Source organism: Fodinibacter luteus (genome assembly GCF_039541575.1).
Classification (GTDB): domain Bacteria; phylum Actinomycetota; class Actinomycetes; order Actinomycetales; family Dermatophilaceae; genus Fodinibacter; species Fodinibacter luteus.
In genome coordinates this window covers 152,588-175,304 of record NZ_BAABGM010000020.1, presented here as the reverse complement: position 1 = coordinate 175,304, position 22,717 = coordinate 152,588, and the positions used below count along the sequence as shown (strand labels likewise).

At 73.5% G+C, this 22,717-nt stretch carries 22 protein-coding genes; 11 read left to right on the top strand and 11 right to left on the bottom strand.

The annotated features are described in order from the left end of the window. Positions 1–90 precede the first annotated feature (90 nt). Positions 91–1,293, top strand: a complete 1,203-nt coding sequence (locus ABD899_RS15545; protein ID WP_345207643.1) for an acyl-CoA dehydrogenase family protein — start codon at positions 91–93, stop codon at positions 1,291–1,293. Further along, a complete protein-coding gene (locus tag ABD899_RS15540) occupies positions 1,293–2,510 on the top strand; it encodes an MFS transporter (protein ID WP_345207641.1) in 1,218 nt (405 codons plus the stop codon). Before ABD899_RS15545 ends, ABD899_RS15540 begins: the two co-directional genes overlap by 1 nt. On the opposite strand, the gene nagA is transcribed toward ABD899_RS15540, so the two are convergent. The 3 genes from nagA to ABD899_RS15525 are packed head-to-tail and all read right to left on the bottom strand — an operon-like array spanning position 2,503 to position 5,701. Next, complete coding sequence (gene nagA / locus ABD899_RS15535; protein ID WP_345207639.1) at positions 2,503–3,627, bottom strand: N-acetylglucosamine-6-phosphate deacetylase; 1,125 nt, start codon at positions 3,625–3,627, stop codon at positions 2,503–2,505. The two genes, ABD899_RS15540 and nagA, sit on opposite strands and share 8 nt — an antisense overlap. Then, on the bottom strand, positions 3,624–4,859 hold the full coding sequence (locus ABD899_RS15530; protein ID WP_345207637.1) for a PTS transporter subunit EIIC: 1,236 nt from the start codon (positions 4,857–4,859) through the stop codon (positions 3,624–3,626). Before ABD899_RS15530 ends, nagA begins: the two co-directional genes overlap by 4 nt. Continuing rightward, entirely contained in the window at positions 4,856–5,701 is an 846-nt protein-coding gene (locus tag ABD899_RS15525) for a GntR family transcriptional regulator (protein ID WP_345207635.1), read from the bottom strand. Before ABD899_RS15525 ends, ABD899_RS15530 begins: the two co-directional genes overlap by 4 nt. Positions 5,702–5,820: 119 nt before the next feature. Between ABD899_RS15525 and ABD899_RS15520 the strand changes: the two genes are divergently transcribed. Continuing rightward, positions 5,821–6,054 carry a PTS sugar transporter subunit IIB gene (locus ABD899_RS15520; protein ID WP_345207634.1) on the top strand — a complete coding sequence of 78 codons (234 nt, stop codon included), beginning with the start codon at positions 5,821–5,823 and terminating at the stop codon, positions 6,052–6,054. Beyond that, on the top strand, positions 6,051–6,527 hold the full coding sequence (locus ABD899_RS15515; protein ID WP_345207632.1) for a PTS sugar transporter subunit IIA: 477 nt from the start codon (positions 6,051–6,053) through the stop codon (positions 6,525–6,527). Before ABD899_RS15520 ends, ABD899_RS15515 begins: the two co-directional genes overlap by 4 nt. Before the next feature lie 135 nt (positions 6,528–6,662). On the opposite strand, the gene ABD899_RS15510 is transcribed toward ABD899_RS15515, so the two are convergent. The 4 genes from ABD899_RS15510 to ABD899_RS15495 all read right to left on the bottom strand — a co-directional run bounded on the left by ABD899_RS15510 (position 6,663) and on the right by ABD899_RS15495 (position 10,234). Further along, positions 6,663–8,357: an MDR family MFS transporter gene (locus ABD899_RS15510; RefSeq protein ID WP_345207630.1), complete on the bottom strand. Its 1,695-nt coding sequence runs from the start codon at positions 8,355–8,357 to the stop codon at positions 6,663–6,665. Further along, positions 8,354–8,830, bottom strand: a complete 477-nt coding sequence (locus ABD899_RS15505) for a MarR family winged helix-turn-helix transcriptional regulator (protein WP_345207628.1) — start codon at positions 8,828–8,830, stop codon at positions 8,354–8,356. Before ABD899_RS15505 ends, ABD899_RS15510 begins: the two co-directional genes overlap by 4 nt. Before the next feature lie 82 nt (positions 8,831–8,912). After that, a complete protein-coding gene (locus tag ABD899_RS15500) occupies positions 8,913–9,386 on the bottom strand; it encodes an SRPBCC family protein (RefSeq protein ID WP_345207626.1) in 474 nt (157 codons plus the stop codon). Next, a complete protein-coding gene (locus ABD899_RS15495; RefSeq protein WP_345207624.1) occupies positions 9,386–10,234 on the bottom strand; it encodes a maleylpyruvate isomerase family mycothiol-dependent enzyme in 849 nt (282 codons plus the stop codon). Before ABD899_RS15495 ends, ABD899_RS15500 begins: the two co-directional genes overlap by 1 nt. Positions 10,235–10,261: 27 nt before the next feature. Here ABD899_RS15495 and ABD899_RS15490 point away from each other — a divergent pair, with 27 nt between their 5' ends. Together ABD899_RS15490 and ABD899_RS15485 are read left to right on the top strand one after the other, a co-directional pair. Further along, complete coding sequence (locus ABD899_RS15490) at positions 10,262–12,259, top strand: bifunctional copper resistance protein CopD/cytochrome c oxidase assembly protein (RefSeq protein WP_345207622.1); 1,998 nt, start codon at positions 10,262–10,264, stop codon at positions 12,257–12,259. A gap of 80 nt (positions 12,260–12,339) precedes the next feature. Continuing rightward, positions 12,340–13,179, top strand: a complete 840-nt coding sequence (locus ABD899_RS15485; RefSeq protein WP_345207620.1) for a nitrilase-related carbon-nitrogen hydrolase — start codon at positions 12,340–12,342, stop codon at positions 13,177–13,179. Between the two features lie 59 nt (positions 13,180–13,238). On the opposite strand, the gene ABD899_RS15480 is transcribed toward ABD899_RS15485, so the two are convergent. Further along, positions 13,239–14,150 (bottom strand): hypothetical protein, encoded by a 912-nt coding sequence (locus ABD899_RS15480; protein ID WP_345207618.1) that lies wholly within the window; start codon positions 14,148–14,150, stop codon positions 13,239–13,241. Positions 14,151–14,270: 120 nt separating this feature from the next. On the opposite strand from ABD899_RS15480, the gene ABD899_RS15475 reads away from it, so the two are divergent. The 3 genes from ABD899_RS15475 to ABD899_RS15465 all read left to right on the top strand — a co-directional run bounded on the left by ABD899_RS15475 (position 14,271) and on the right by ABD899_RS15465 (position 16,303). After that, entirely contained in the window at positions 14,271–15,668 is a 1,398-nt protein-coding gene (locus ABD899_RS15475) for an FAD-binding oxidoreductase (RefSeq protein ID WP_425474981.1), read from the top strand. 155 nt (positions 15,669–15,823) lie between these two features. Beyond that, the gene (locus ABD899_RS15470) at positions 15,824–15,991 is read left to right on the top strand and encodes a hypothetical protein (RefSeq protein WP_345207614.1); all 168 of its coding nucleotides are present in this window, start codon (positions 15,824–15,826) and stop codon (positions 15,989–15,991) included. A 63-nt stretch (positions 15,992–16,054) separates the two neighbouring features. Further along, complete coding sequence (locus ABD899_RS15465; protein ID WP_345207612.1) at positions 16,055–16,303, top strand: DUF6458 family protein; 249 nt, start codon at positions 16,055–16,057, stop codon at positions 16,301–16,303. Positions 16,304–16,462: 159 nt separating this feature from the next. Here ABD899_RS15465 and ABD899_RS15460 read toward each other — a convergent pair whose 3' ends face one another. After that, entirely contained in the window at positions 16,463–18,334 is a 1,872-nt protein-coding gene (locus ABD899_RS15460; protein ID WP_345207610.1) for an acyl-CoA dehydrogenase, read from the bottom strand. Between the two features lie 93 nt (positions 18,335–18,427). On the opposite strand from ABD899_RS15460, the gene ABD899_RS15455 reads away from it, so the two are divergent. Beyond that, positions 18,428–19,081 carry a hypothetical protein gene (locus tag ABD899_RS15455; RefSeq protein ID WP_345207608.1) on the top strand — a complete coding sequence of 218 codons (654 nt, stop codon included), beginning with the start codon at positions 18,428–18,430 and terminating at the stop codon, positions 19,079–19,081. Positions 19,082–19,120: 39 nt separating this feature from the next. On the opposite strand, the gene ABD899_RS15450 is transcribed toward ABD899_RS15455, so the two are convergent. Further along, positions 19,121–19,975, bottom strand: coding sequence for a hypothetical protein (locus ABD899_RS15450; RefSeq protein ID WP_345207606.1), 855 nt, complete (start codon positions 19,973–19,975; stop codon positions 19,121–19,123). 107 nt (positions 19,976–20,082) lie between these two features. After that, complete coding sequence (locus ABD899_RS15445) at positions 20,083–21,513, bottom strand: phosphotransferase (protein WP_345207604.1); 1,431 nt, start codon at positions 21,511–21,513, stop codon at positions 20,083–20,085. 183 nt (positions 21,514–21,696) lie between these two features. Here ABD899_RS15445 and ABD899_RS15440 point away from each other — a divergent pair, with 183 nt between their 5' ends. Beyond that, the gene (locus ABD899_RS15440) at positions 21,697–22,710 is read left to right on the top strand and encodes an NAD-dependent epimerase/dehydratase family protein (RefSeq protein WP_345207602.1); all 1,014 of its coding nucleotides are present in this window, start codon (positions 21,697–21,699) and stop codon (positions 22,708–22,710) included. The last annotated feature ends 7 nt before the right edge of the window (positions 22,711–22,717 follow it).

Below are 22,717 nucleotides of genomic sequence, written 5' to 3'. Positions count from 1 at the left end.
AGCGGTCGGCGCGGATCCGGATGCCCGCGGCTGCCGACGCCTACGGAATCCGTGGTCGCGGTCGGTCGCGGCACCCGTCATGATGGAGGCATGAGCGCCACCTCGTCGATGCCGAAGCGACCCTCCGACCCCCTCGACCTCGTCGACGTCGACAGCCTGCTCACCGACGAGGAGAAGGCGATCCGGGCGGCGACCCGCCAGGTCTGCGCCGACGTCGTCGACCCGCACGTCATGCAGTGGTACGAGGAGGGCGACCTGCCTGCCCGCGAGCTCGCCCGTGAGTTCGGCAGGGTCGGCCTGCTCGGCATGCACCTCCACGGCTACGGCTGCGCCGGGATGTCGGCGGTCGACTACGGGCTGGCCTGCCTCGAGCTCGAGGCGAGCGACTCCGGCATCCGCTCGCTCGTCTCGGTCCAGGGCAGCCTCGCCATGTTCGCGATCTGGCGCTTCGGCACCGAGGAGCACAAGCAGCAGTGGCTGCCGCGGATGGCCACCGGCGAGGCGATCGGCTGCTTCGGCCTCACCGAACCCGACCATGGCTCCGACCCCGGCTCGATGCGCACGCGCGCCCGCAAGGACGGCGACGACTGGGTGCTCAACGGGTCGAAGATGTGGATCACGAACGGCTCGATCGCCGACGTCGCCGTCGTCTGGGCGAACGCCGGTGAGGAGAACGGCGGCATCCGTGGATTCGTCGTGCCCACCGACACACCGGGATTCGCCGCGCACAAGCTCACCCACAAGATGTCCCTGCGCGCGTCGGTCACCTCCGAGCTCACCTTCGAGGGCCTCCGGCTCCCCGCGGATGCCGTGCTGCCGGACGTCACGGGCCTCAAGGGCCCGCTCGCCTGCCTGTCGGAGGCCCGCTACGGCATCGTCTGGGGTTCGCTCGGCGCCGCGCGGTCCTCGCTCGAGGCAGCCCGTCGCTACTCGATGGAGCGCATCCAGTTCGGCCGTCCCATCGCCGGCTTCCAGCTGACCCAGGCCAAGCTCGCGAGCATGGCGACCGAGCTGCAGCTCGGCCAGCTGCTCGCCCTGCACCTCGGCCGTCGCAAGGACACCGTGGGCCTGCGCCCCGAGCAGGTGTCGGTCGGCAAGTACAACAACATCACGAAGGCCCTCGAGATCTGCCGCACCGCGCGCACGATCCTCGGCGCCAACGGCGTGAGCGGTGAGTACCCCGTGATGCGGCACGCCAACAACCTCGAGTCGGTGCTCACCTACGAGGGCACGGTCGAGATGCACACCCTCGTCATCGGCCAGGCCCTCACCGGCGAGTCCGCCTTCCGGTGATGCTGTCCGCCTACGCACCCCTCTTCCGCGTCCCCGGCGCCACCCGCTTCATCGCCGGCACCTCGCTGTCGCGCACCGGCGGGGCGATGTTCGGCGTCGCCGTCATCGTCATGGTCAGCGAGCGTCGAGGGTCCTTCGGCCTCGCCGGGGCCGTCTCGGCGGTCGGTCTCGCGGTGCTCGCCGTCGCCGGCCCGGTGCTCGGCCGCCTCGTCGACAAGCACGGCCAGCGCCGCATCGCCCTCCCGTTCGTGCTGTTCTCGGCGCTGTGCGGCGTCACGGTGGCCGCGCTGTCGTGGCGCGACGCCCCGGCGTGGAGTCTCTTCCTCTTCTACGGCCTGTCGGCGGTGCTTCCCGAGCCAGGCCCGATGTCCCGCGCCCGGTGGGCCCACATCTACCGCGACGACCCCGACCGGCTGCACACGGCGATGTCCTTCGAGCAGGTCGCCGACGAGGCGTCGTTCGTGCTCGGGCCCGTGCTCGCCGTGCTCGTCTCGACGCTGTGGTTCCCCGAGGCGGGCCTGCTCATCGCGGAGCTGTTCTTCACCGTCGGCATGCTCACCTTCCTCGCTGCACGCGCCACCGAACCGCCCGTCGTGCCGCACGCCGAGCGGCCGGCGGGGCTCGCCGTGCGCCGGCCCGGGCTGCTGCTCGTGGCGACCGCCCTCGTCATGACCGGCGTCATCTTCGGCGCCAACGAGGTCATCGCCGTGGCGTACGCCAAGGAGCAGGGGTCCACCGGGTTCTCGAGCGTCATCCTCGGCGCCTTCGCGCTCGGCTCGACGCTCGCCGGCATCGTCTTCGGCAGCCGGGTCATGCGCTCCACCCTGACCCGCCGGCTCGTCCTGGCCGCGGCGGCCATGTTCGTCCTCGAGGTCCCGGCCCTGCTCGTCGACGGGCTCTGGCCGCTCGCCGTCGTCATGTTCGTCGCGGGCTCGGCGACCGCGCCGATGCTCATCACGAGCCTGTCGCTCGCCCAGCGCCTCGTGCCGAAGGCTCTCGTCACCGAGGGGATGGCGATCGCGATCACCGGCATCCTCATCGGCATCTCGGCGGGGTCCGCCGTCGCCGGCTGGGCGATCGAGGCCTGGGGGGCACAGCCGGCGTATGCCGTGCCGGTCGTCTCCGGCGGCCTCGCCCTCGCGCTCATCGCGGCGCGGCGCCGGCACCTCGAGCGGGCCGAGGTGGCGGGCGCCGAGGAGCACGTCCCGGTCAGCTGACCTCCAGCCACGCGCCCGCGCGCATGACGGCGACCACCTCGAGGTCGTCGTCGAGGTGGACGAGGTCGGCCCGCCGGCCGGCCTCGAGGGCGCCGACGTCCGGGATGCCGAGCACGCGTGCCGGTGTCGCCGTCGCGGCCTCGACGGCCGCCTCCAGGGGGACCCCGGCCACCGTCACCGCGTACCGCAGGGCCCGGTCCATCGTGAGCGTGCTGCCCGCGATGGCGCCGTTCGAGACGAGCCGGGCGACGCCGTCGCGCACCCGGACCACCGAGGGCCCGAGGACGTGGTCGCCGTCCCCCGCGCCCGCGGCGGCCATCGCGTCGGTGACGAGCGCGAACCGGCCCGGCGCCGACGCGGCGGCCCGGCGCAGCACCTCGGGGTGGAGGTGGATGCCGTCGGCGACGAGCTCGACGACGACGCGCTCGTCGGCGGTGAGCGCGAGCACCGGGCCCGGTTCCCTGTGGTGCACCGGGGGCATCGTGTTGAACAGGTGGGTGGCGACGGTGACGCCGGCCCCGATCGCGGCGAGGGTGTCGGCGTACGTCGCGTCGGTGTGCCCGAGCGCCACGACCACCTCCCGCCCGGCCAGCAGGGCCACGGCGTCGAGCCCGTGGTCGAGCTCGGTGGCGAGCGTGACCATCCGCACGGCATCCTCGCCGGCATCGAGCAGGCGGGCGACCGCGGCGGGCTCGGGCACGCGGAGCAGCGTCGGGTCGTGGGCGCCGCACCGGCCGGGACTCAGCCACGGACCCTCGAGGTGGAGCCCGGCCAGCTCGCCGGTGCGCACGAGCGGGGCCAGGGCGCGCAGCGACGCGACGAGGCGCTCCTCGGTGTCGGTGACGAGGCTCGCGACCATCGTCGTCGTGCCGTGGGCACGGTGGGTCGCGATGACCCGCTCCGCCTCGGCGCGGTCGCCGGTGGTGAACGAGGCGCCCCCACCGCCGTGGCAGTGCTGGTCGACGAAGCCGGGGACGAGCAGGCCGGTGAGGTGGCGGTCGGCCGGTGCGGACGGCATCCCCGCGCCGGCGCCGGTGACCCGGTCGCCGGACGTCGCCGCCCACCCGGGCCCGACGAGCCCGGCGGGGAGGGCGACGCGGTCGGCGGTGAGGATCACAGTTCGTCAGCCTCCTCGTCCTCGCGCCCGGGGGTGCGCAGGTTCCACCGGCGGATGACGACGCGGAAGAGCACGTAGTAGACGGCGGCGTAGCCCAGCCCCATGACGATGAGCAGCCCCGGCCGGGTCGCGATGTTCCAGTTGAGGACGAAGTCGAACAACCCTGCGCTGAAGCCGAACCCGTCCTTGGCGCCCAGTGCGTTGGCCAGGGCCATCGACGTTCCGGTGAGCACCGCGTGGAGGACGTAGAGCGGCCAGGCGACGAACATGAAGGCGAACTCGAGCGGCTCGGTGACGCCGGTGAGGAAGGCGGTGAGCGCGGCCGACGCCATGAGCCCCCCGACCGCCTTCTTCGCGCGCGGCCGGGCCTCCTGGTAGATCGCGAGCGCCGCCGCCGGGAGGGCGAACATCATGATGGGGAAGAACCCGGTCATGAAGGCGCCGGCGGTGGGGTCGCCCGCGAGGAACCGTGCGATGTCGCCCTGCACCGCCTCGCCGCCGGCCGGAGGGACGTACTCGCCGATGAGGAACCACGGCACCGAGTTGAGGATGTGGTGCAGGCCGAGGGGGATGAGGAGCCGGTTGGCCGTGCCGTAGACGAAGCCGCCGATGATCGAGTTCGCGGCGACCCACTCACCCAGGTGCGTCAGGCCCGCGTCGAAGGCGGGGTAGATGATGCTGAGCAGCACCGCGAGCACGAGCGTGGCGAAGCCGGTGACGATCGGCACGAAGCGGCGGCCGCCGAAGAACGCGAGGTACGGCGGGAGCGAGATCCGGTAGTAGCGCTCCCAGAGCCGGGCCGCGATGAACCCACAGAGGATGCCGCCGAGCACGCCGTAGTTGATGAGCTCCTGCTCCTCGCCCGGCTTGGGGGGCGGCAGCACGAAGGGCGACACCGCGTCGCCGACCCCCTTGAAGACGAGGTAGCCGACGACGGCGGCGAGCGCGGTGGAGCCGTCGGCCTTCCTCGCCATGCCGATGGCCACGCCGACGGCGAACAGGAGCGGCAGGTTCGCGAAGAGGGCGTTGCCGCCCGCACCGACGACGGCGGCGACGGTGTCCCAGCCGAGGCCCTCGGCCCCGAGCAGGTCCGGCTGGCCGAGGCGCAGCATGAGCGCCGCGACCGGGAGTGCCGCGATGGGGAGCATGAGGCTGCGCCCGAACCTCTGGACCGGGGCCAGGTTGATCCGCTTCCTCGCGGCCTCCCCGGCGGTGACGTCCGCGGTGCTCATCGGTGGTTCCCTCCTCGGGGGTGGTGCTGCGGGTTCCCGGGCACGGTGTCGCCCAGGGAGAGGTACAGCTCGTAGCGGTCGCCGCGGTAGTGGCTGAGCACCCGCTCGAGCGGGGCTCCCTCGCTGCGGCTCGAGCGGTCGACGGCGAGGATCGGGTCACCGACGCGCACCTCGAGGTGGTGGGCCAGGGCGGCGTCGGCGACCTCGGCGCGCACCGACTGCTCGGCCGAGTCGACGGGCCGGGAGTATTCCCGCGCGAACAGCTCGTGGAGGGATGCGGCGAGGTCGTGCCGGTCGAGGCCGGGGAGCAGCTCGGGGGAGTACCACCCCCTCTCGAAGGCCATCGGCTCGCCGGCGGCCAGCCGCACCCGCTCGACCCGCCAGGCAGGTGCGCCGGGGGCGAGGCCGAACCATCGGGCCACGTCGTCGGGTGGCGCGGCCGCCTCGACGCGCACGACGCGGGTCGACGGCGACAGGCCCCGTCGCCGCATGTCCCGGGTGAACGACGCGAGGTGGAGGTGCGAGCGCACCCGGGGCGGCGCGACGAAGGTCCCCTTGCCCTGGACGCGCTGCAGCACGCCGTCGCCGATGAGCGCCTCGATGGCGCGGCGGACGGTGGCGCGCGACACGGCGAAGCGCTCCATGAGCTCGCGCTCGGACGGGATGGCGGAGTCGGGGAGGAGCTCGGTGGCGGCCATCGTCGCGAGGACCGAGCGCAGCTGCACGTGCTTCGGCTCGACCCCGTCGGTGATGCGGTGGGGCTCCCGGCGGGGCCGGCTCGGCACGGTCGGCACGGTCGGCTCGGCCCCGTCGGTGATGCGGTGGGGCGCCGGGGGCGGCATGCTCGGCACGGTGGCGCTCCCCTCTCGGCACTGGTGGTCCTGACTGGTACGGTCCAGTTCGCCCCAGCGAGGATGCACCCCGCTCGAGCACCCGTCAACTCCCGTCGAAAGGCCCCCTGATGAGCAGCAAGGCAGAGCAGATCCTCGCCGCCCTCGGCGGCGCCGCGAACATCGTCGAGATCGAGCCCTGCATCACCCGGCTGCGCACCGAGGTCACCGACGCCGGCCTCGTCGACGAGGCCGCCCTGAGGGCTGCCGGCGCCCACGGCGTCATCCGCGCCGGGTCGGTCGTGCAGGTCGTCGTCGGCCCCGAGGCCGACAACCTCGCGGAGGACATCGAGGACCTCATGTGAGCGTGGTGCTCGCGCCCGTCGCCGGCCTCGTGCGCCCCCTCGCCGAGGTTCCCGACCCCGTCTTCTCCGCTGAGATGGTCGGGGCAGGGGTCGCCGTCGAGCCGACCGGCGGGCCGGGCGAGGCCGTCTCGCCGGTGGCCGGCACGGTCGTCACGCTGCACCCGCACGCGTTCGTCGTCCGCACCCCCGAGGGCACGGGCCTCCTCGTGCACCTGGGGATCGACACCGTGCGGCTCGGGGGCGCCGGCTTCGAGCCGCTCGTCGAGGTGCAGGCCGTCGTGGATGCCGGCCAGCCCGTCACCCGCTGGGACCCCACCGACGTGGCCGCCCGGGGCCTGAGCCCCCTCGTCATGGTCTGCGTGCTCGACACCCGGGCCGGCGCGGTGACGAGCGAGCGCACCGGCTCACGGGTCGCGGCCGGGGAAGCGCTCTTCACCTGGCCCCCACCCGGACCGGCATCCGCGCCCGCGTGACGTCGTCGCAGGTCCGTGCCCTGCTCCTCGATCTCGACGGTCTCGGGCCCGCCTCCTTCCCCCGAGTCGCCGGAGTTGGGTGCTGGAGCGGTCGTTGCAGCGACCACCGCAGCACCCAACGCCCGGTGTGGGCCCTCAGGGGTGGGCGGTCACCGGGGCCTCGGTGTCGGCGTCGGCCTCGTCGGTCGTGCGCTCCCCGTAGCCCGAGCTCTTGCGCAGCTCCACGTGGGGGAGCAGGAGCATGACGAGGAAGCCGACGACCATGACGGCGGACCCGACGAGGAAGACGAGGTCCATCGACTCCGAGAAGCCGACGAGGAACGGCTGCGCGAGCCGTTCGTCGAGGCCGGTGAGGAACGAGCTGTCCTCGAGCACGCCGCCGGCCACGCCCGCGCCGCTCTCCTGGGCGGCCTGCAGCGCCGCCGCGGCCTCGGCGTTCGCGGGGTCGGCGAGGGCGGCCTGGAACGACGGGGTCGGCACCGCCGCGGTGAGCGCCGAGGTGATCCGGTCGGAGGCCGTCGAGAACAGGATCGACAGGAACACCGCCGTACCGAGCGCCCCACCGATCTGGCGGGTGAAGGTCGCCGTCGAGGTGGCGACCCCGATCTGCTGGGGTGGCACGGCGTTCTGCACGGCGAGCGTGAGCGGCTGGAAGTTGAAGCCGAGGCCCAGGCCGAAGAAGACCATGACGACCATCGTCTGCCACAACGGGGTGTCGTACGCGACGTAGTGGAAGACGAAGAGCGACACGGCGAGCAGGCCCGACCCGATGACCGGGAACATCCGGTAGCGCCCGGTGCGGGAGATGACCTGGCCCGAGAAGACCGAGCCCACCATGATGCCGAGGGTCATCGGCAGGAGCAGCAGCCCCGCCTCGGTCGGGGTCGCGCCCTTGACGATCTGCAGGTAGAGCGGGAGCGCGGCCAGCCCGCCGAACATGGCGACGCCGATGAGCACCGAGGCGACGGAGGCGACCCCCACCGTCCTGTTGCGGAACATCGCGAGCGGGAGGATCGCCTCCTCCTTCATCCGCCACTCCTGCCAGAAGAAGCCGACCGTGCCGAGCACCCCGACGACGTAGCAGGTCGTGGACGACACGGCGGTCCAGCCCCACTCGCGGCCCTGCTCGGCGACGAGGAGGAGCGGGACGAGGGCGACGGAGAGCAGTGCGGCCCCCAGCCAGTCGATCCGGTGGTCGAGGCGGGTGTGTCGCAGGTGCAGCGTCCTCGAGACGACGGCGAGGGCGAGGATGCCGATCGGCACGTTGACGAGGAAGACCCAGCGCCAGCCGTCGATGCCGAGGATGGTCTCCTGGCCCGCGAAGAAGCCCCCGATGACCGGGCCGAGGACCGACGCGGTCCCGAAGACGGCGAGGAAGTAGCCCTGGTACTTCGCGCGCTCCCGCGGGGGCACGATGTCGCCGATGATCGCCAGCGCGAGCGAGAACAGGCCCCCGGCGCCGAGGCCCTGGACCGCGCGGTAGAGGGCGAGGGTGCCCATCGAGGTCGCGAACGTGCACAGCACCGAGCCGACGACGAAGATCGAGATGGCGATGACGAAGAGCTTCTTGCGCCCGTAGATGTCCCCGAGCTTGCCGTAGAGCGGGGTGACGATGGTCGAGGTGATGAGGTAGGCCGTCGTGGCCCACGCCTGGTGGTTCAGGCCCTTGAGGTCGTCGGCGATGGTGCGGATCGCCGTCGCGACGATCGTCTGGTCGAGGGCGGCGAGGAACATGCCCATCATGAGCCCGACGAGGATCGTGACGATCTGGCGGTGCGAGAGCGGCCCGGTCGGCGAGTCCGCCGACCAGGTGGCGACGGGTTCGGTCATCGGTCGGTCCTTCGGGTGGGCGTGGAGAGCGAGGCCTCGAGGTCGGCGGCGAAGTGGCGCAGGTGCCGCGAGAACGCCACGACGTCGTCGTCGTCCCAGTCGGCGAGCAGGCCCCGCAGCCAGCGGTCGCGGTCGTCACGGATGCCGTGGAGGAGGGCCTGCCCCTCGTCGGTGAGGGTGAGCGCCTGGGCCCGACCGTCGTCGGGGTCCGGCCCGCGGGTGACGAACCCGAGGTCGACGAGCAGGCTCACCTGCCGGCTCACCGTCGACACGTCGGAATGGATCGCCTCGGCGAGCGCGGAGACCCGCCGCGGTCCGGCGACGAGGTTGAACAGGAGCGGGTAGGCCATCGGGTCGACCTGCGGATGCCGTCGCGGCGCCTGCTGCCGCACGTGGTGGAGCAGCTTGACGACCCGGACGAGGTCGTCACCGAGGACGGCCGTCGGGGTCGACGGGGTGGGGCTGGGCGGCATGCCGGGGAACTCCTCACGAAAGTTGCTTGCGGCATACAACCATATCCGCCGGCGCGGCATTCCGGCATCCGGCGCGGCTCGGTCAGGTCGTGTGGGCCCCGAGGTGGTGCAGGAGGTTGTGCGAGAAGCGCTGGCCCATGAGGCCGACGACCCCCTTCATCGCCGTCGTCACCGCCGGGCGCAGCACGCCGGGGAAGGGCAGCTCGACGGTGATCGTCATCGCCGTCTCGAGGTGGGTGCCGCGGGGGTGCGGGGCGAGGGCGTACCAGCCGGCGACGCCCGCGCTCTCGTCGCTGTCGGGGGCCGGGTCGTGCGTGAAGTCGATGCGGTGCGGCTCGTCGAAGTCCATCCGCTCGCGGAAGGTGAAGGAGAAGTTCGCGCCGAGCACCGGGATCCGGGAGAGCTGCCACACCCAGTGCTCGCCGTGCTCGGTCACCGAGTGCAGGAACGGGGTGAAGCGGGCGAGCAGGTCGGGGTCGGTGAGCACGGCCCACACCTCGCCGACCTCCGCGGTCACCGTCGCCGTGGACCGGCTCGACGTCGAGAACGTCGCCATCAGGGGGTGATGACCAGGGCGGCGAGCACCCGCCGCGCGACGTCCTCGTCGCCGTGGACGACGACGTGGAGGTCCTCCGGGGCCCGTCGGCCGCCGGCGAGCCGGGTCGCGACACGGGTCGACATCGTGAGCGAGGTCGTGACGACGTCCGGGTGCTCGTCGGCCCCGCCGGTGAAGAGGGGGATGCCGACCGCACGACCGTCCTGCTCCTCGACCCGCGCGCCGGCCCGGCCGGTCGTCGGCCCGGTGAGGTCGAGCACGACGGCGTTGCCGGGCTCGATGGCGGCGTCGCGGGCGATGATGCGTGGGAGGGCGGCGAACAGCCGGGACACGGTGTGCGCCGCGGCGCTCGAGTCGAGGTCGCCGGGGCGGTCGAGCGCCTCGCGGATGTCCTGCTCGTGCATCCAGATGTCGAAGACCCGCACCCCGAGGAGGTCGCCGAGCGTGGTGCGGCCGAAGGGGCCGTCAACCGGGGTCGACGCCCACTCCGTCCCCGAGCGGTAGACCCGCAGGCGCTCGTCGAGCCGCTCCTCGAGCTCGTCGAGCACCTCCTCGAGGCTGCGCCCGCGACGGGACTCCACGTACTTCTCCATCCGGGCCCCGAACTCGTGCCGCACGTGGGCGTGTCCGCTCACGTCGAGGTCCGGCACGGGCTCGCCGGCGACCATCGCCTCGGTGCTCGCGACGTGCGCCACCTGGTCGAGGACCGTCCAGCCGGGGCAGTCGGTGGGGCGCGTGGCGTCGTCGGGGCGCATCGTGCGCCCGAGGTCGATGACGTTCTGCACGGTGCGGGCGTACGCGTCGACGAGCTCGCCCAGGTCGCTGGGGGCCGGGGGGTGCACGGGCATAGCGCCACAGTACCTACGCTGTGGGGCATGGCCACCCCGCAGACGACGTCGGCCGCGCGCTCCGCGGGGTTGGCGCGACCCCTCGGGCTCGCCGTCGCCGCGGGCCTGCTGGCCGCCGTCGTCGCGGCCGCCCTCACCGGCGCCGCGGCCCCGCTCGAGCTCGCCGACCCCGGCCCCCTCGTGCGCTGGGGTGTGCCGGTCGTCTCGACGGTGAGCACGCTGGCCGCGAGCGCGACGGTCGGGCTGCTCGGCCTCGCCGCGTTCCTCGTGCCCGAGCGCACCCGCACCTCGCGCCGGGTGACGGCCACCCGGTACGCCGCGACCGCCGCCACGGTGTGGGCGGTCGCCGCGCTGCTCGAGGTGGCCCTCACCTTCGCCGACCTCGCCGGGACGCCGCTCACGAGCCCGGACCTCGTCAGCCAGCTCGTGTCGTTCGTGTGGACCCTCGAGACGACGCGGGTGCTCCTCATCAGCGCGCTCGTCGCCGTCGTCGTCGCGGCGTGCGCGCGGCTCACGACCCGGCGGGCGCCGATGGCCTGGCTCGCCGCGTCCACGCTCGCAGCCGTCGTCGTCCTCGCCCTCACCGGGCACGCCGCCGGCTCGGCGAGCCACGAGGACGCCGTCAACGCGCTCGCCGTCCACCTGCTCGGGGTCGTCGTCTGGACCGGCGGCCTCATCGCCCTCGTCGTCGTGCGGCCCACCCTCGGGGACGACCTCGGCGCCACGGTGTCGCGCTACTCGACGGTCGCGGCCTGGTGTTTCGCCGCGGTGAGCGTGACCGGCATCCAGCAGGCCTGGATCCGGGTCGGCTCGGTCGACGGGCTGACGACGGCGTACGGCACGGTCGTCGCGCTCAAGACCCTCGCGCTCGTCGCCCTCGGGGTGCTCGGCTGGCTGCACCGACGCTCGATCGCCACCCGGCTCACCGAGCGGCCCGGGGACGGCGCCGCCTTCGCACGCCTCGCGGTCGTGGAGATCGCCGTCATGGGTGCCGCGACCGGGCTGGCCGCGGTGCTCGCGCGCAGCGTCCCACCCGTGCCCGACGCGCTGCCCGCCCCGAGCCGCGTCCTCGAGCTCACCGGCTTCCCCGACCCGGGACCGATGGCGGCCGCCGACTGGCTCACCGCGTGGCGGCTCGACTGGCTCTTCCTCGCCACCGCCGTGCTCGCCGTGGGCCTGTACCTCGCCGGCGTCGTGCGGCTCGTGCGGCGCGGCGACCGGTGGCCGCTCGCCCGCACCGTGTGCTGGGTGCTCGGCTGGGCCCTGTTCGTGTGGGCGACGTGCGGGGCGCCCGGCATCTGGGGGCGCGTGCTGTTCAGCGTGCACATGGTGATGCACATGGTCGTCGCGATGCTCGTGCCGCTGCTGCTCGTGCCAGGGGCACCGGTGACCCTCGCGCTGCGGGCGCTCAAGGCCCGCCCCGACAAGACGTGGGGGCCGCGCGAGCTGCTGCTGCAGGTCGTGCACTCCCGGGCGATGCGGGCGCTCGCGAACCCGGTCGTCGCGGCGGCGCTGTTCTTCTTCAGCCTCGCGGCGTTCTACTGGACCGGCCTGTTCGAGCTGTCGCTGACGACCCACACGGGCCACCTGCTCATGATGGCCCACTTCCTGCTCACCGGGTACCTGTTCACGTGGGTGCTCATCGGCATCGACCCCGGCGTCCAGCGGTGGAACCCGCTCATGCTGCTCGTCATCCTCTTCGCGACGATCTCGTTCCACGCCTTCTTCGGGGTGGCCCTCACCGGCAGCGAGGACCTCCTCGCCGCCGACTTCTTCACCCAGCTCAACCTGCCGTGGGGTCCCGACCCGCTCGCCGACCAGCACCGCGCCGGCGAGATCGCCTGGGGCGTCGGGGAGGCGCCGACCCTCGTGCTCGCCGTCGTCGTCGCGGTGCAGTGGTACCGCCGCGACGCGCTGGAGACCCGGCGCAAGGACCGCCAGGCCGACCGCGACGGCGACGCCGAGCTGCGCGCCTACAACGAGCACCTCGCGCGGCTGCGCCACGAGGCCGAGCGCCTCGGCTGAACCGCCTTCCCCGTCCCCGCGGTGAGTGCACACGTGGTTGCCCTGGCGACCACTTCCGCACTCACGGCAGGATGAACGGCATGCGCATCGCGGTGGTCCAGCTCGCCTACGGCGACGACGAGTCGTTCGAGGCCCGGGTCGACCGGGTCACCGCCCTCGTGGCCGGCCTGTCGGGGCACGACCTCGTCGTCCTCCCCGAGCTGTGGGGCGCGACCGGTTTCGACTACGGCAGGTGGGCCGAGCGCGCCCAGCCGCTCGACGGCCCGTGGGCGCGGGCGATGGCGGATGCCGCGCGGTCCGCCGGCGTGACTATGCACGCCGGCTCGTTCGTCGAGCGCCTGCCCGAGGCCGGCGCCGACGGCAACGACCTCGCGAACACGTCGCTGCTCCTCGGCGCCGACGGCCGGCTCCTCGCGAGCTACCGCAAGATCCACCGCTTCGGCTTCGGGGCCGGTGAGCCGGCACTCATGGAGGCGGGCGACGAGGTGGTCGTGACCGGCATCCCCGACGGTGGGGGTGGCACCGTGCAGGTCGGGCTGTCGACGTGCTACGACCTGCGCTTCCCCGAGCTGTACCGGCGCCAGCTGGATGCCGGGGCGGAGCTGTTCGTCGTCCCGGCCGCCTGGCCGGCCGCCCGGGTGGCGCACTGGACGCTGCTCGGCCGGGCGCGGGCGGTCGAGAACCAGTGCGTCCTCGTGCAGTGCAACACGGCGGGGACCCACGCGGGGTACGAGATGGGTGGGCACAGCCAGGTGGTGACCGCCGCCGGCGAGGTGCTCGTCGAGGCTCCGGCCCCGGCGGACGACGGCTCGGCGGACCCGGCCCGTGCGGGGGAGCGCGTGCTGTCGGTCGAGGTCGACCTCGAGGCGACGACCGCCTACCGCGACTCGTTCCCCGTGCTCGCGGACCGCCGCCTCTGACCCCCACCGCTCGGGTCGGGTGCTCAGACGGCGCCGAGACAGCCACCTGAGCACCCGACTCAGGCTGCTCTCGGCACCCCGAGGGCCACGAGGTCCGAGAGGAGCTCCAGTGGCTCGTGGCGCACCTCCTGCGCCGTGCAGCGCACGATGACCCGGGTCGGCGTGGTCAGACGCCGCTGCCGCCGGACGTCCTCGCTGTAGCTCTCGACGTCGAGGTGGAACGCCCCGTCGATCTCCAGCACGAGGACCCTCCCGTCAGGGAGGTCCCACTCGCAGTCCGTGTAGCGAAACCGACCGCTCCTGTCCGTGCGCCGCTTCTGCCGACATGGTGGGACGATCCCCCACGACCGGCACGTCCGCAGGACGTCCACCTCGGCGAGGGACTGCGAACCCCCCGACAGGTCTGCGAGCAGGCCGCGGATGTCAGCGGCTCGGCGAAGCGGCCGGAGTGCTCGAGTCCATGCGAGGAGCCGCTCGGGCGTCGTGAGCCGTTGCTGGACCGTGGCCGCGATGGCTCCCATCGCCGTGCGCTGCGACGCCTCGTCGCCGGCGAAGATGAGCACGGCCGGCTCGATGCGGCAGGTGCGAAGCGTCCTGCCGGGATGACGCAGGGCGGCCAGGTCCCGGCGGGTGCGGAAGAAGCGCACGCCGTCGATCGGGTCGAAGGACAGGGCATGGTCGACGACGACCGTCACCTCCTCGCGCGACCAGTTGCGCAAGCCGTGGGCCTCCGCTGCCGTCAGGCCACCGAGCAGGGCGTCTGGCCCGGCGTGTTCGAGGGCGATCCACAGCAGCTGCTCACGAGACGGGGGCCCGGTCGTCGTCGTGTAGACGGAGTGGGTGCGTTCGGTCCAGCGACCCGCCCTCACCTGGTTGCGGACGAAGCCCCGGGTGACCTTGAGCTCGCGCAGGGTCGCCTCCGAGAGCACGCCGCACCGGTTCTCGGCCGCCTCCTGCCATGTCCTGTCCACGGCCGGGAGTCTGCTCCGCGTGGGCCGACCCTCCGTGAAGTTCTCCACAGCCCCGGAGTCGGGTGCTCAGACGGTCGCCGGGACAACCGCCTGAGCACCCGACTCTGCGAGGCTGGAAGGATGGATGCCGTGGATGCCGCCGCTGCCGCCGCTGCCGTTGATGCGGTCGCCGAGCTCGTCGACGCCCTGCCCGACGGGGTGGTCGCCACCGCGCCGGACGCCCTCGAGAAGTACCGCTTCGACTGGACGCACGACGCCCGCGCCGGCACCCCCCTCGCCGCGGTCCGTGCCGAGACCGCCGGCCACGTGCAGGAGGTGCTGCGCTGGGCGAGCCGGCACGGCATCCCCGTCGTGCCGCGTGGTGCCGGGTCGGGGCTGTCCGGCGGCGCACTCGCCGTCGACGGTGCCATCGTGCTGTCGACCGAGCGGATGCGGGCGGTCGAGATCGACACCGCCGCCCGGGTCGCCGTCGTCGAGCCCGGCGCGCTCAACGTGGACGTCAAGCGGGCGGCCTCCGAGTACGGCCTCTGGTACCCGCCGGACCCGAGCTCGTACGAGATCTGCTCGATCGGCGGCAACATCGCGACGAACGCGGGCGGGCTGTGCTGCGTCAAGTACGGCGTCACGACCGACTACGTGCTCGGGCTCGACGTCGTGCTCGCCGACGGCACGCTCGTCACCCTCGGCGGCAGCTACGTCAAGGACGTCGCGGGCCTGTCGCTGCTCAAGCTCTTCGTCGGCTCCGAGGGCACCCTCGGCGTCGTGACGCGGGCGACGCTGCGGCTCGTGCCCGCCCCGCCGCCGCCCGCCACCGTCGTCGCGACCTTCCCCTCCGTCGCCGCCGCGGCCGCCGCCGTCATCGAGCTCGGGCGCACCCTGCGTGCGTCGATGGTCGAGCTCATGGACCAGGCGTCGGTCAACTCGGTCGAGGACTTCCGGCCGATGGGCCTGGACCGGGATGCCGGCGCGCTGCTCCTCATCCAGTGCGACGCCCCCGGCGCCGCCCGCGCCGAGGAGGTGGCGGTGGCCGTCGCCGCCTGCGAGGTCTCGGGCGCCAAGGAGGTCTTCGCCACCGAGGACCCCGAGGAGGGCGAGATGTTCGTGCAGGCGCGGCGGCTGCACTTCACGGCGCTCGAGGCCCGCGGCGCCGTGCTCCCCGAGGACGTCGGCGTGCCCGTGCCCCGGCTGCCCGAGCTGCTCGCCGCCGTCGAGGGGATCGCGCAGCGACACGGCGTGCAGATCCCCATGGTCGCGCACGCCGGTGACGGCAACACCCACCCCGCGATCATCTACACCCCGGGCGACGACGAGTCCGAGCGCCGGGCCCGGCTCGCGTTCGACGAGGTCATGGCGGCGGCGATCGCGCTCGGTGGCACGATCACCGGCGAGCACGGGGTGGGCCGGCTCAAGGCGGGATCGCTGGAGGCCCAGCTCGGGCCCGACGTCATGGAGCTCAACCGCCGGGTCAAGGCGGCGCTCGACCCGCACGGCATCCTCAACCCCGGCAGCTTCGTCTGACGGGCGTCGGGTGCCGAGGTGGTCGCCGGAGCAGCCAGGTGGGCACCCGACCCCGGGGTGGCGTGACCCGACCGGACCATGGACGCCGGAGCCCCGGGGGGAGGACACTGGCCGGAGCCCCGCGGCACCCGCGGGCGGGCCACCGGGAGGCCGTCATGTGGTGGTGGGTCATCGGGTTCGTCGTCCTCGTCGCCGGGATCTCCGCCGTCATTGCCCGCCGGGGTCCGGGCGACGGCCTCGACCACTCCGGCGACCCGGGGCGGAACCCGCCCCCCGGCCCCATGGGTGGCTTTGGCGGGATGGACGGCGGCGGCGGGTTCTGACGCCGGGAACACCGCCCGTCACGAAACCTCCGTCAGGAGGGCCGCGCGGGTAGGTTCGCCGCCATGTACATCGGACTCGGCATCGTCCTCATCGTCCTCGGCGCGATCCTCGCCTTCGCCCTCAACATCGACATCCCCGGCGTCGGCGACGACACCCTCGGCTACATCCTCATGGCCGCGGGTGTGCTCGCGATCATCCTGTCCTTCGTGGCGACGCGTCGCCGCCCCGCGGGCTACACGACGACCCGTGAGAGCCAGGTCGACCCGGCCACCGGCTCGCGCGTCGACCACACGGACATCGACCCCCGCTGACGCGGGCGGGCTCCGCGGGAGCCCGCGCGACGGCATCCCGGATGCCGTTCGCCCCAGAACGCCGGACGGCCCACCCCGTGAAGGGGTGGGCCGTTCGGACCTTGGTGGGACGGGACGGACGCGCGCGGTGGGGCGGCGCGCCCGGCCCGGGTCAGGTGCTCAGAACGCCGACTCGGGGACGTCCATGAGCAGGGAGTCGGTCGCCTCGGCCATCGCGCGGTCGGCGGACAGGCGGGGCAGGACCTGGCGGGCGAAGAACTGCGCCGCGGCGACCTTGCCCTCGTAGAAGTCCTTGTCCTTCTCGGACGCACCGGCCGCGAGGGCGTCGAGCGCCACCTGCGCCTGGCGCAGGAGCAACCACCCGACGACGAGGTCGCCGGCCCCGAGGAGCAGGCGCGAGGTGTTCTGGCCGACGCCGTAGATGTTCGTGACGTCGCCGCCGCTGCGCGGGTCGGACTTCATGAGCTCGCCGACCATGTACCCGAGGATGCCCTGGACGTCCTCGAGGCCCTGGCCGAGCAGCTCGCGGTCGCGGTCGAGCCGGCCGTCGTGCGACCCGAGGTCCTTGGCGAACTCCTGGATCTGCGAGGCGACGAAGGTCAGGGCCTGGCCGTTGTCCCGGACGATCTTGCGGAAGAAGAAGTCCAGGCCCTGGATGGCGGTCGTGCCCTCGTAGAGGGTGTCGATCTTCGCGTCGCGGACGTACTGCTCGATCGGGTAGTCCTGGAGGAACCCGGACCCGCCGTAGGTCTGGAGCGACTCGGTGCCGAGCAGCACCCAGGCGCGCTCGGAGCCCAGCCCCTTGACGATGGGCAGGAGGAGGTCGTTGACCCGGCTCGCGATGTCGGCGGCCGAGCCCTTCTCGAAGTGCTCGGACCCGCTGGCGAGCAGCTCCTGCTCGACGATGTCCTGCTGGCTCGCGGTGTAGAGCACGAGGGCGCGCAGGCCCTCGGCATACGCCTTCTGGGTCATGAGCGAGCGGCGCACGTCGGGGTGGTGGGTGATCGTGACGCGGGGGGCGTTCTTGTCGGTCGACTGGGTGAGGTCGGCGCCCTGGACGCGGTGCTTGGCGTACTCGAGGGCGTTGAGGTAGCCGGTCGACAGGGTCGCGATCGCCTTGGTGCCGACGAGCATGCGGGCGTTCTCGATGACGTGGAACATCTGCGCGATGCCGTCGTGCACGTCGCCGAGCAGGGTGCCGACGGCCGGCTTCTCGCCGCCGAAGGTGAGCTCGCACGTCGTGGAGACCTTCAGCCCCATCTTCTTCTCGAGGTTCGTGACGTAGACGCCGTTGCGCTCGCCGAGCTCACCGGTGTCGAGGTCGACGGCGTACTTGGTGAGGACGAACAGGGACAGGCCCTTGGTGCCGGGGCCGGCGCCCTCGGGGCGGGCGAGGACGAAGTGGACGACGTTGTCGACCATGTCGGACTCGGCGCTCGTGATGAAGCGCTTGACGCCGCTGAGGGTCCACGTGCCGTCGTCGTTCTGGGTGGCCTTGGTGCGGCCCGCCCCGACGTCCGACCCGGCGTCGGGCTCGGTGAGCACCATCGTGCAGTGCCAGCCCTTCTCGACGATCCAGCGGGCGAGCTTCTTCTGCTCGTCGTTGCCGAGGACGTACAGGAGCTTGGCGAAGCCGTAGGACGCGGCGAACATCGCGACCGCGGGGTTGGCGCCGAGCAGCATCTCGTTGACGGCCCAGCGCATCGTCGGCGGCACGACCGTGCCGCCCAGCTCGGCGTTGAGGTCGACGGCCCAGAAACCGCTGTCGCGGTAGGCGTTGAACGACCGCGTGAACGACTCGGGCATGGTGACGGCCTGGGTCTGCGGGTCGTAGACGGGCGGGTTGCGGTCGCCGTCCTCGAAGGATGCGGCGAGCTCGTTCTCGGCGAGGCGCGCGACCTCCTTGAGCATCTCGCGCGCGGTGTCGCCGTCCACCTCCTCGTAGGGGCCGGAGCCCAGCACGTCGCCGCGACCGAGCACCTCGAAGAGGTTGAACTCGATGTCGCGCAGGTTGCTCTTGTAGTGGCCCATCCCGGTTGTCCTCCTGGTACGCAGTGAGCGCTTGCTTACCAGTGTGCTACCCACCGGTAACAAAAACAAGGGGGATGCCGTCCCCTCGGTGACGTGCCGTACGTCACCACCCGGCATACTCGGGTCGTGGGCGGCGACGGCACGGCATCCGAGGCGGTCCGCGACGCACGGGCCGCCCTCGAGACCGGCAGCGCCTGGCGCGCCCGGGACCTGCTCGCCGCGCACGTCGAGGCCGAGCGCGATCCCGACGCCCTCGCCGAGCTCGCCCGCGTCCTGCACGACATGGGCGACCTGCCCCGGGCCGGCGCGATGTGGTTCGCCGCCGGCGCGACCGGCCCCGAGGCGGATGCCGACGTCGCGGCCTGGCGCGAGCAGTCCCACGACGACTTCGCCGTCATGTGGCACTCGCTGCCGGCCTCGGTGCGGGCCGAGCCGCGGGCCCGACGGGTCGAGGCGCTGCGCGAGCGGGCGCTCGCCCTCGACCCTTCCGTCGCCCGGGACGAGCCGGCCGGTGCCGCGGTGCCGGCCGGTGCCGCGGCGCAGGGCGGTACGGGGGACGAGGCCGGGACAGCGGACGGGCCCGACACCGCGGCCCGGGCCGGCACGGCGGACCCGGAGGAGGGGGCCGACGACGCGGACGGGGGGTTCGACGCCGCGTGGCTCGTCGCGTGGGTGCTCGCCGTGGCGTTCGTCGTCTTCGCCGTCATCGGCTTCGTCACCGCCCTGGGGTGGATCGTCCCAGGCTGAGCGGTGCGGGGTCGGCTCGAGCCGACCCCGAGCACCGGGTCAGGGCTGCGGCGCGCTCCGCGTCAGGGCGTCCTCGAGGGTGGCGACGACCGCGTCGACCTCCTCGGTGAAGTGGGTGTCCGAGCCGGGCTGGGTGAGCGCGGCGGCGCGGGCATGGACGTCGCGCACCGCGTCGCGCAGCACCTCCGCGCGCAGCCGTCGCGGCTCCGCGGGGGCGGTCGCCTCGAGCCAGGTCAGCTTGTCCTCGAGCGCCTGCACCCGGTCCCCGGACACCGCCCAGGCGCCGGCCGCGGCCTCGCGGGTACCGGTGGCTCGCACGCGGGGGAGCAGGTCGCGGGCCAGCCACGTGACCTCGGCCTGCGCGGCCTCGAGCTCGACGTCCCACGCCGCGCGACGGCGGGAGCGCAGGAGCAGGACGACGGCGACGGCGAGCACGCCGAGGGCGGCCAGCCACCACACCCACGCCGGGACGCCGCCCTCGTCCGCCTCCTCGGAAGCGGGGGCCGCGATGTCGGTCTCGGTGGGCGAGGGCGTCGGGGACGGCGTCTCGGTCTCGCTCGGCGTCGGGGCCGCCGTCTCGGTGACCGTCTCGGCCGGCTCCGGTTCGGAGGTGGCGGTCTCGGTCACCGTCGGAGCCGGAGTCGCGTCGGGCGTGCGGGTCGGCTCCGGCGGCTCGCTCGCCTCGGGGGTGTCGGTGGCCTCGGGGGGTTCGGTGGCCGAGGGCCGCTCGATGCTCGGCACCGAGACGCTCGCGGAGGGCAGCTCGACGGTGCGGGTGCCGCTCGGCGTCGGCACCTCCACGGAGCCGCCGCATGCCGACGTCGTCAGGGCGGCGGCGAGGGCGAGGCCCGCCACGAGGGTGGTCGGGCGGCTGGGCCTTCTGGTGCCGGGCATGTCGATGTCCTTCCTCGAAGGCAGCGGAGCTGCGGTTCCGGCCCACGCTCCCCGGGCCGGCTGCCGGGCCGCATCACCCCGGCCGGGTGGTTGGCGCCGCCGCGGCCTCACCGGTCCTGGGTCGCGAGGTGCCTCTCGAGCATCGCGGCACAGGTGGCGGCGCGGTCGGGCAGCAGCTTCTTCGCCGCGCTGAGCACGAGCGAGAACAGCTCGAGGGACTCCCAGAGCCTGACCCGCTCGAGCGTCACCGGAGCCTGCTGGCGGTAGGCCGAGAGGAACGCGTCGGCGAGGGCGTCGACCCGGGCCGAGCGTTCCTCGAGCCGGGCGGGGTCCAGCTCGCCGGGCTCGTCGGGCTCGCCGGTCTTGTTGACGGCCGTGTGCCGCATCTTCGTGAGGAACAGCCCGAGGTCGACGGCCGGCTCGGCCCGGGCGACCTTGTCGAAGTCGATGAGGCCGAGACCGCCCCCGTCGAGGAGGAGCACCTGGGCCGGGCGCAGGCTGCCGTGCGCCGGCGCCGCAGGGTCGGGCGCGTGGCGCTCGCCGGCGGCCGCGACCCGGGCGAGGGCGTCGCCGGTGAGGTCGGTGAGCCAGGGGACGACGGCGGCCAGCTTCGCGTGCTTGGCCTCGACGGCGGCCAGCTCGTCGGACCATCGCACCTCGGGCCCGTCGGTGATGCCGCACGTGTGCAGCGCCGCGATGCCGGCGGCCGTCGTGCGCAGCGCGTCGACGAGCCGCGGGTCCGCGCCGGGACCGGCGAAGGACTGCGCGAGGAGGTCCTTGAGGGTGAGCTCGTGGTCGAGGTGGGACTGCACGGAGACGCCGAGCTCGTCGACGTACCCGAGCGGCTCGGCGATGCGGACCGCCGGGCTGGTGCGCAGGGGCGAGGACCACAGGGCCTCGAGCGCGTCGTGGACGGCGCGGCCCTCGTCGGGTCTGTGGACCTTGGCGACGACCGCATGGGGCCGGGCCGGGGAGGGTGTCGTCGTCGCGTACTCGAGGTCGCAGCACACGGTGGCGCGCACGCCCGGCTTGTAGCTGGCGACCGTGGCGGTGCAGCCGGCCAGCCGCACGTCGTCCGCGCCGTGCGGGTCGTCCGGGCCTCCCGCCGAGCGACGCAGGAGCGGCTCGAGCAGCTCGCGCGCCGACGCCTCGTGGGTGAGGGCCGCCAGCCCGGGAAGGTCCGCATCGGCGGACCACGTGCGCAGGTGCAGGCGTAGGTCGGGCAGCCAGCACGACCACCCGTCGCCGGTCAGGCCCGGGGTGGGGTCGGCGGCCGGCGGGTCGGCCCCGGGCGGCACGAGCGTGCCGTGGGCGGCGAGGGTCGTCGGTACGGCGTCGCCGTCGCGGACGGTGAGGAGGTACGTCGCCGTCCACGCCCCCTCGGCCCCGGCGGGTGCGTCGTCACCCGCCGAGCGAAGGCGCGTGACCCGGCATCCGACGAGCTCGCTCGTGCCGGCGCGCAGCTCGGGAACCTCCGACGCCAGTGCGGCACTGACGTGCGCCGGGTGTGCCGCGCGCTCGAACCACGTGGACTCCATGGCCTGCTCCCTTCCCCGTCGCGACAGCATAGGCCGTGTATCACCGGACCCACTCGGCCCTCTTCCTGGTATCGGCTGTCCACCCGGCGTTCACCGGAAGTTCGAAAACGGCTGTACGGTCCACTCGCGCGGTGCCACACTGAGCGATGGGCTACTGGGCTCGGCAAGACCAGTGGGGGCAAGATGAAGAACGTACTCGTGACCGGGGGCGCCGGGTTCATCGGCAGCCACGTCGCAGAGCTGCTCGTCAGCGAGGGCTGGCAGGTGCGCGTCGTCGACGCCCTGACGGAGAACTACGACCCCGGCGTCAAGCTCCGCAACATCGCTGGCCTGCAGGGGAGCCCGTCATTCACGTTCGTCAACGACGACCTCACGACGGCTGACCTCGACGCGTTGCTCGACGGCGTCGACGCGGTCGTCCACCTCGCGGCCGAGCCGGGGGTGAGCAAGTCCTGGGGCGAGGCGTTCCCGGCCTACGTCGAGCGCAACGTCCTGGCCACCCAGCGACTCCTCGAGGCTGCCGCGCGAGCACGGGTGCGGCCGCGGGTCGTCTACGCCTCGAGCTCGTCGGTCTACGCGCCGACCAGCGACCCGATGAGCGAGACCGGTCGGCTGGGCCCGCTCAGCCCGTACGGGGTGAGCAAGCTCGCGGGGGAGTGCCTCGTCGGCGCCTACTCCCAGGAGCGCGGCCTCGCGACGGTGTCCCTGCGGTTCTTCTCGGTCTACGGTCCGCGCCAGCGCCCCGACATGGCGATCCACCGCTTCACCGAGGCCCTCCTCGACGGCCGGGAGGTGACGCTGTTCGGCGACGCCGTCCAGCTCCGCGACTTCACCTACGTCGGCGACGTCGCCCGCGCGGTCGTGTCGGCGGTGACGGCCCCGGTGCCGTCGGGCACCGTCCTCAACGTCGCGATGGGGTCGCCGGTCCCCGTCCCCGAGGTGCTGCGCCTCATCGAGGACGAGGTGCGCGGAGCGGCCGCGGTGGCGCGGCTGCCGCACCGGCCGGGTGACACCGCGAGCACGCACGGTGACAGCAGCGCGGCGGCCACGCACCTCGGGTGGCGCCCCTCGACCGACCTCCACCTCGGCCTCAAGCACCAGGTGGCCTGGCACCGGGGGCTGCGCGACGCGACCCCGTCGGCCGCCGGGCCGCCCCCGCCCGCGCAGGCGTCACTGCAGGGCGGGTGGGTCCGGTGACCCGCAG

Bases quoted from the DNA above. Each gene is read 5' to 3' on its own strand.
- ABD899_RS15545 (WP_345207643.1), top strand. From the start codon at position 91: ATGAGCGCCACCTCGTCGATGCCGAAGCGACCCTCCGACCCCCTCGAC.
- ABD899_RS15540 (WP_345207641.1), top strand. From the start codon at position 1,293: ATGCTGTCCGCCTACGCACCCCTCTTCCGCGTCCCCGGCGCCACCCGC.
- ABD899_RS15530 (WP_345207637.1), bottom strand. From the start codon at position 4,859: ATGAGCACCGCGGACGTCACCGCCGGGGAGGCCGCGAGGAAGCGGATC.
- ABD899_RS15525 (WP_345207635.1), bottom strand. From the start codon at position 5,701: ATGCCGCCCCCGGCGCCCCACCGCATCACCGACGGGGCCGAGCCGACC.
- ABD899_RS15520 (WP_345207634.1), top strand. From the start codon at position 5,821: ATGAGCAGCAAGGCAGAGCAGATCCTCGCCGCCCTCGGCGGCGCCGCG.
- ABD899_RS15510 (WP_345207630.1), bottom strand. From the start codon at position 8,357: ATGACCGAACCCGTCGCCACCTGGTCGGCGGACTCGCCGACCGGGCCG.
- ABD899_RS15505 (WP_345207628.1), bottom strand. From the start codon at position 8,830: ATGCCGCCCAGCCCCACCCCGTCGACCCCGACGGCCGTCCTCGGTGAC.
- ABD899_RS15500 (WP_345207626.1), bottom strand. From the start codon at position 9,386: ATGGCGACGTTCTCGACGTCGAGCCGGTCCACGGCGACGGTGACCGCG.
- ABD899_RS15495 (WP_345207624.1), bottom strand. From the start codon at position 10,234: ATGCCCGTGCACCCCCCGGCCCCCAGCGACCTGGGCGAGCTCGTCGAC.
- ABD899_RS15490 (WP_345207622.1), top strand. From the start codon at position 10,262: ATGGCCACCCCGCAGACGACGTCGGCCGCGCGCTCCGCGGGGTTGGCG.
- ABD899_RS15485 (WP_345207620.1), top strand. From the start codon at position 12,340: ATGCGCATCGCGGTGGTCCAGCTCGCCTACGGCGACGACGAGTCGTTC.
- ABD899_RS15475 (WP_425474981.1), top strand. From the start codon at position 14,271: ATGGATGCCGTGGATGCCGCCGCTGCCGCCGCTGCCGTTGATGCGGTC.
- ABD899_RS15470 (WP_345207614.1), top strand. From the start codon at position 15,824: ATGTGGTGGTGGGTCATCGGGTTCGTCGTCCTCGTCGCCGGGATCTCC.
- ABD899_RS15465 (WP_345207612.1), top strand. From the start codon at position 16,055: ATGTACATCGGACTCGGCATCGTCCTCATCGTCCTCGGCGCGATCCTC.
- ABD899_RS15460 (WP_345207610.1), bottom strand. From the start codon at position 18,334: ATGGGCCACTACAAGAGCAACCTGCGCGACATCGAGTTCAACCTCTTC.
- ABD899_RS15450 (WP_345207606.1), bottom strand. From the start codon at position 19,975: ATGCCCGGCACCAGAAGGCCCAGCCGCCCGACCACCCTCGTGGCGGGC.
- ABD899_RS15445 (WP_345207604.1), bottom strand. From the start codon at position 21,513: ATGGAGTCCACGTGGTTCGAGCGCGCGGCACACCCGGCGCACGTCAGT.
- ABD899_RS15440 (WP_345207602.1), top strand. From the start codon at position 21,697: ATGAAGAACGTACTCGTGACCGGGGGCGCCGGGTTCATCGGCAGCCAC.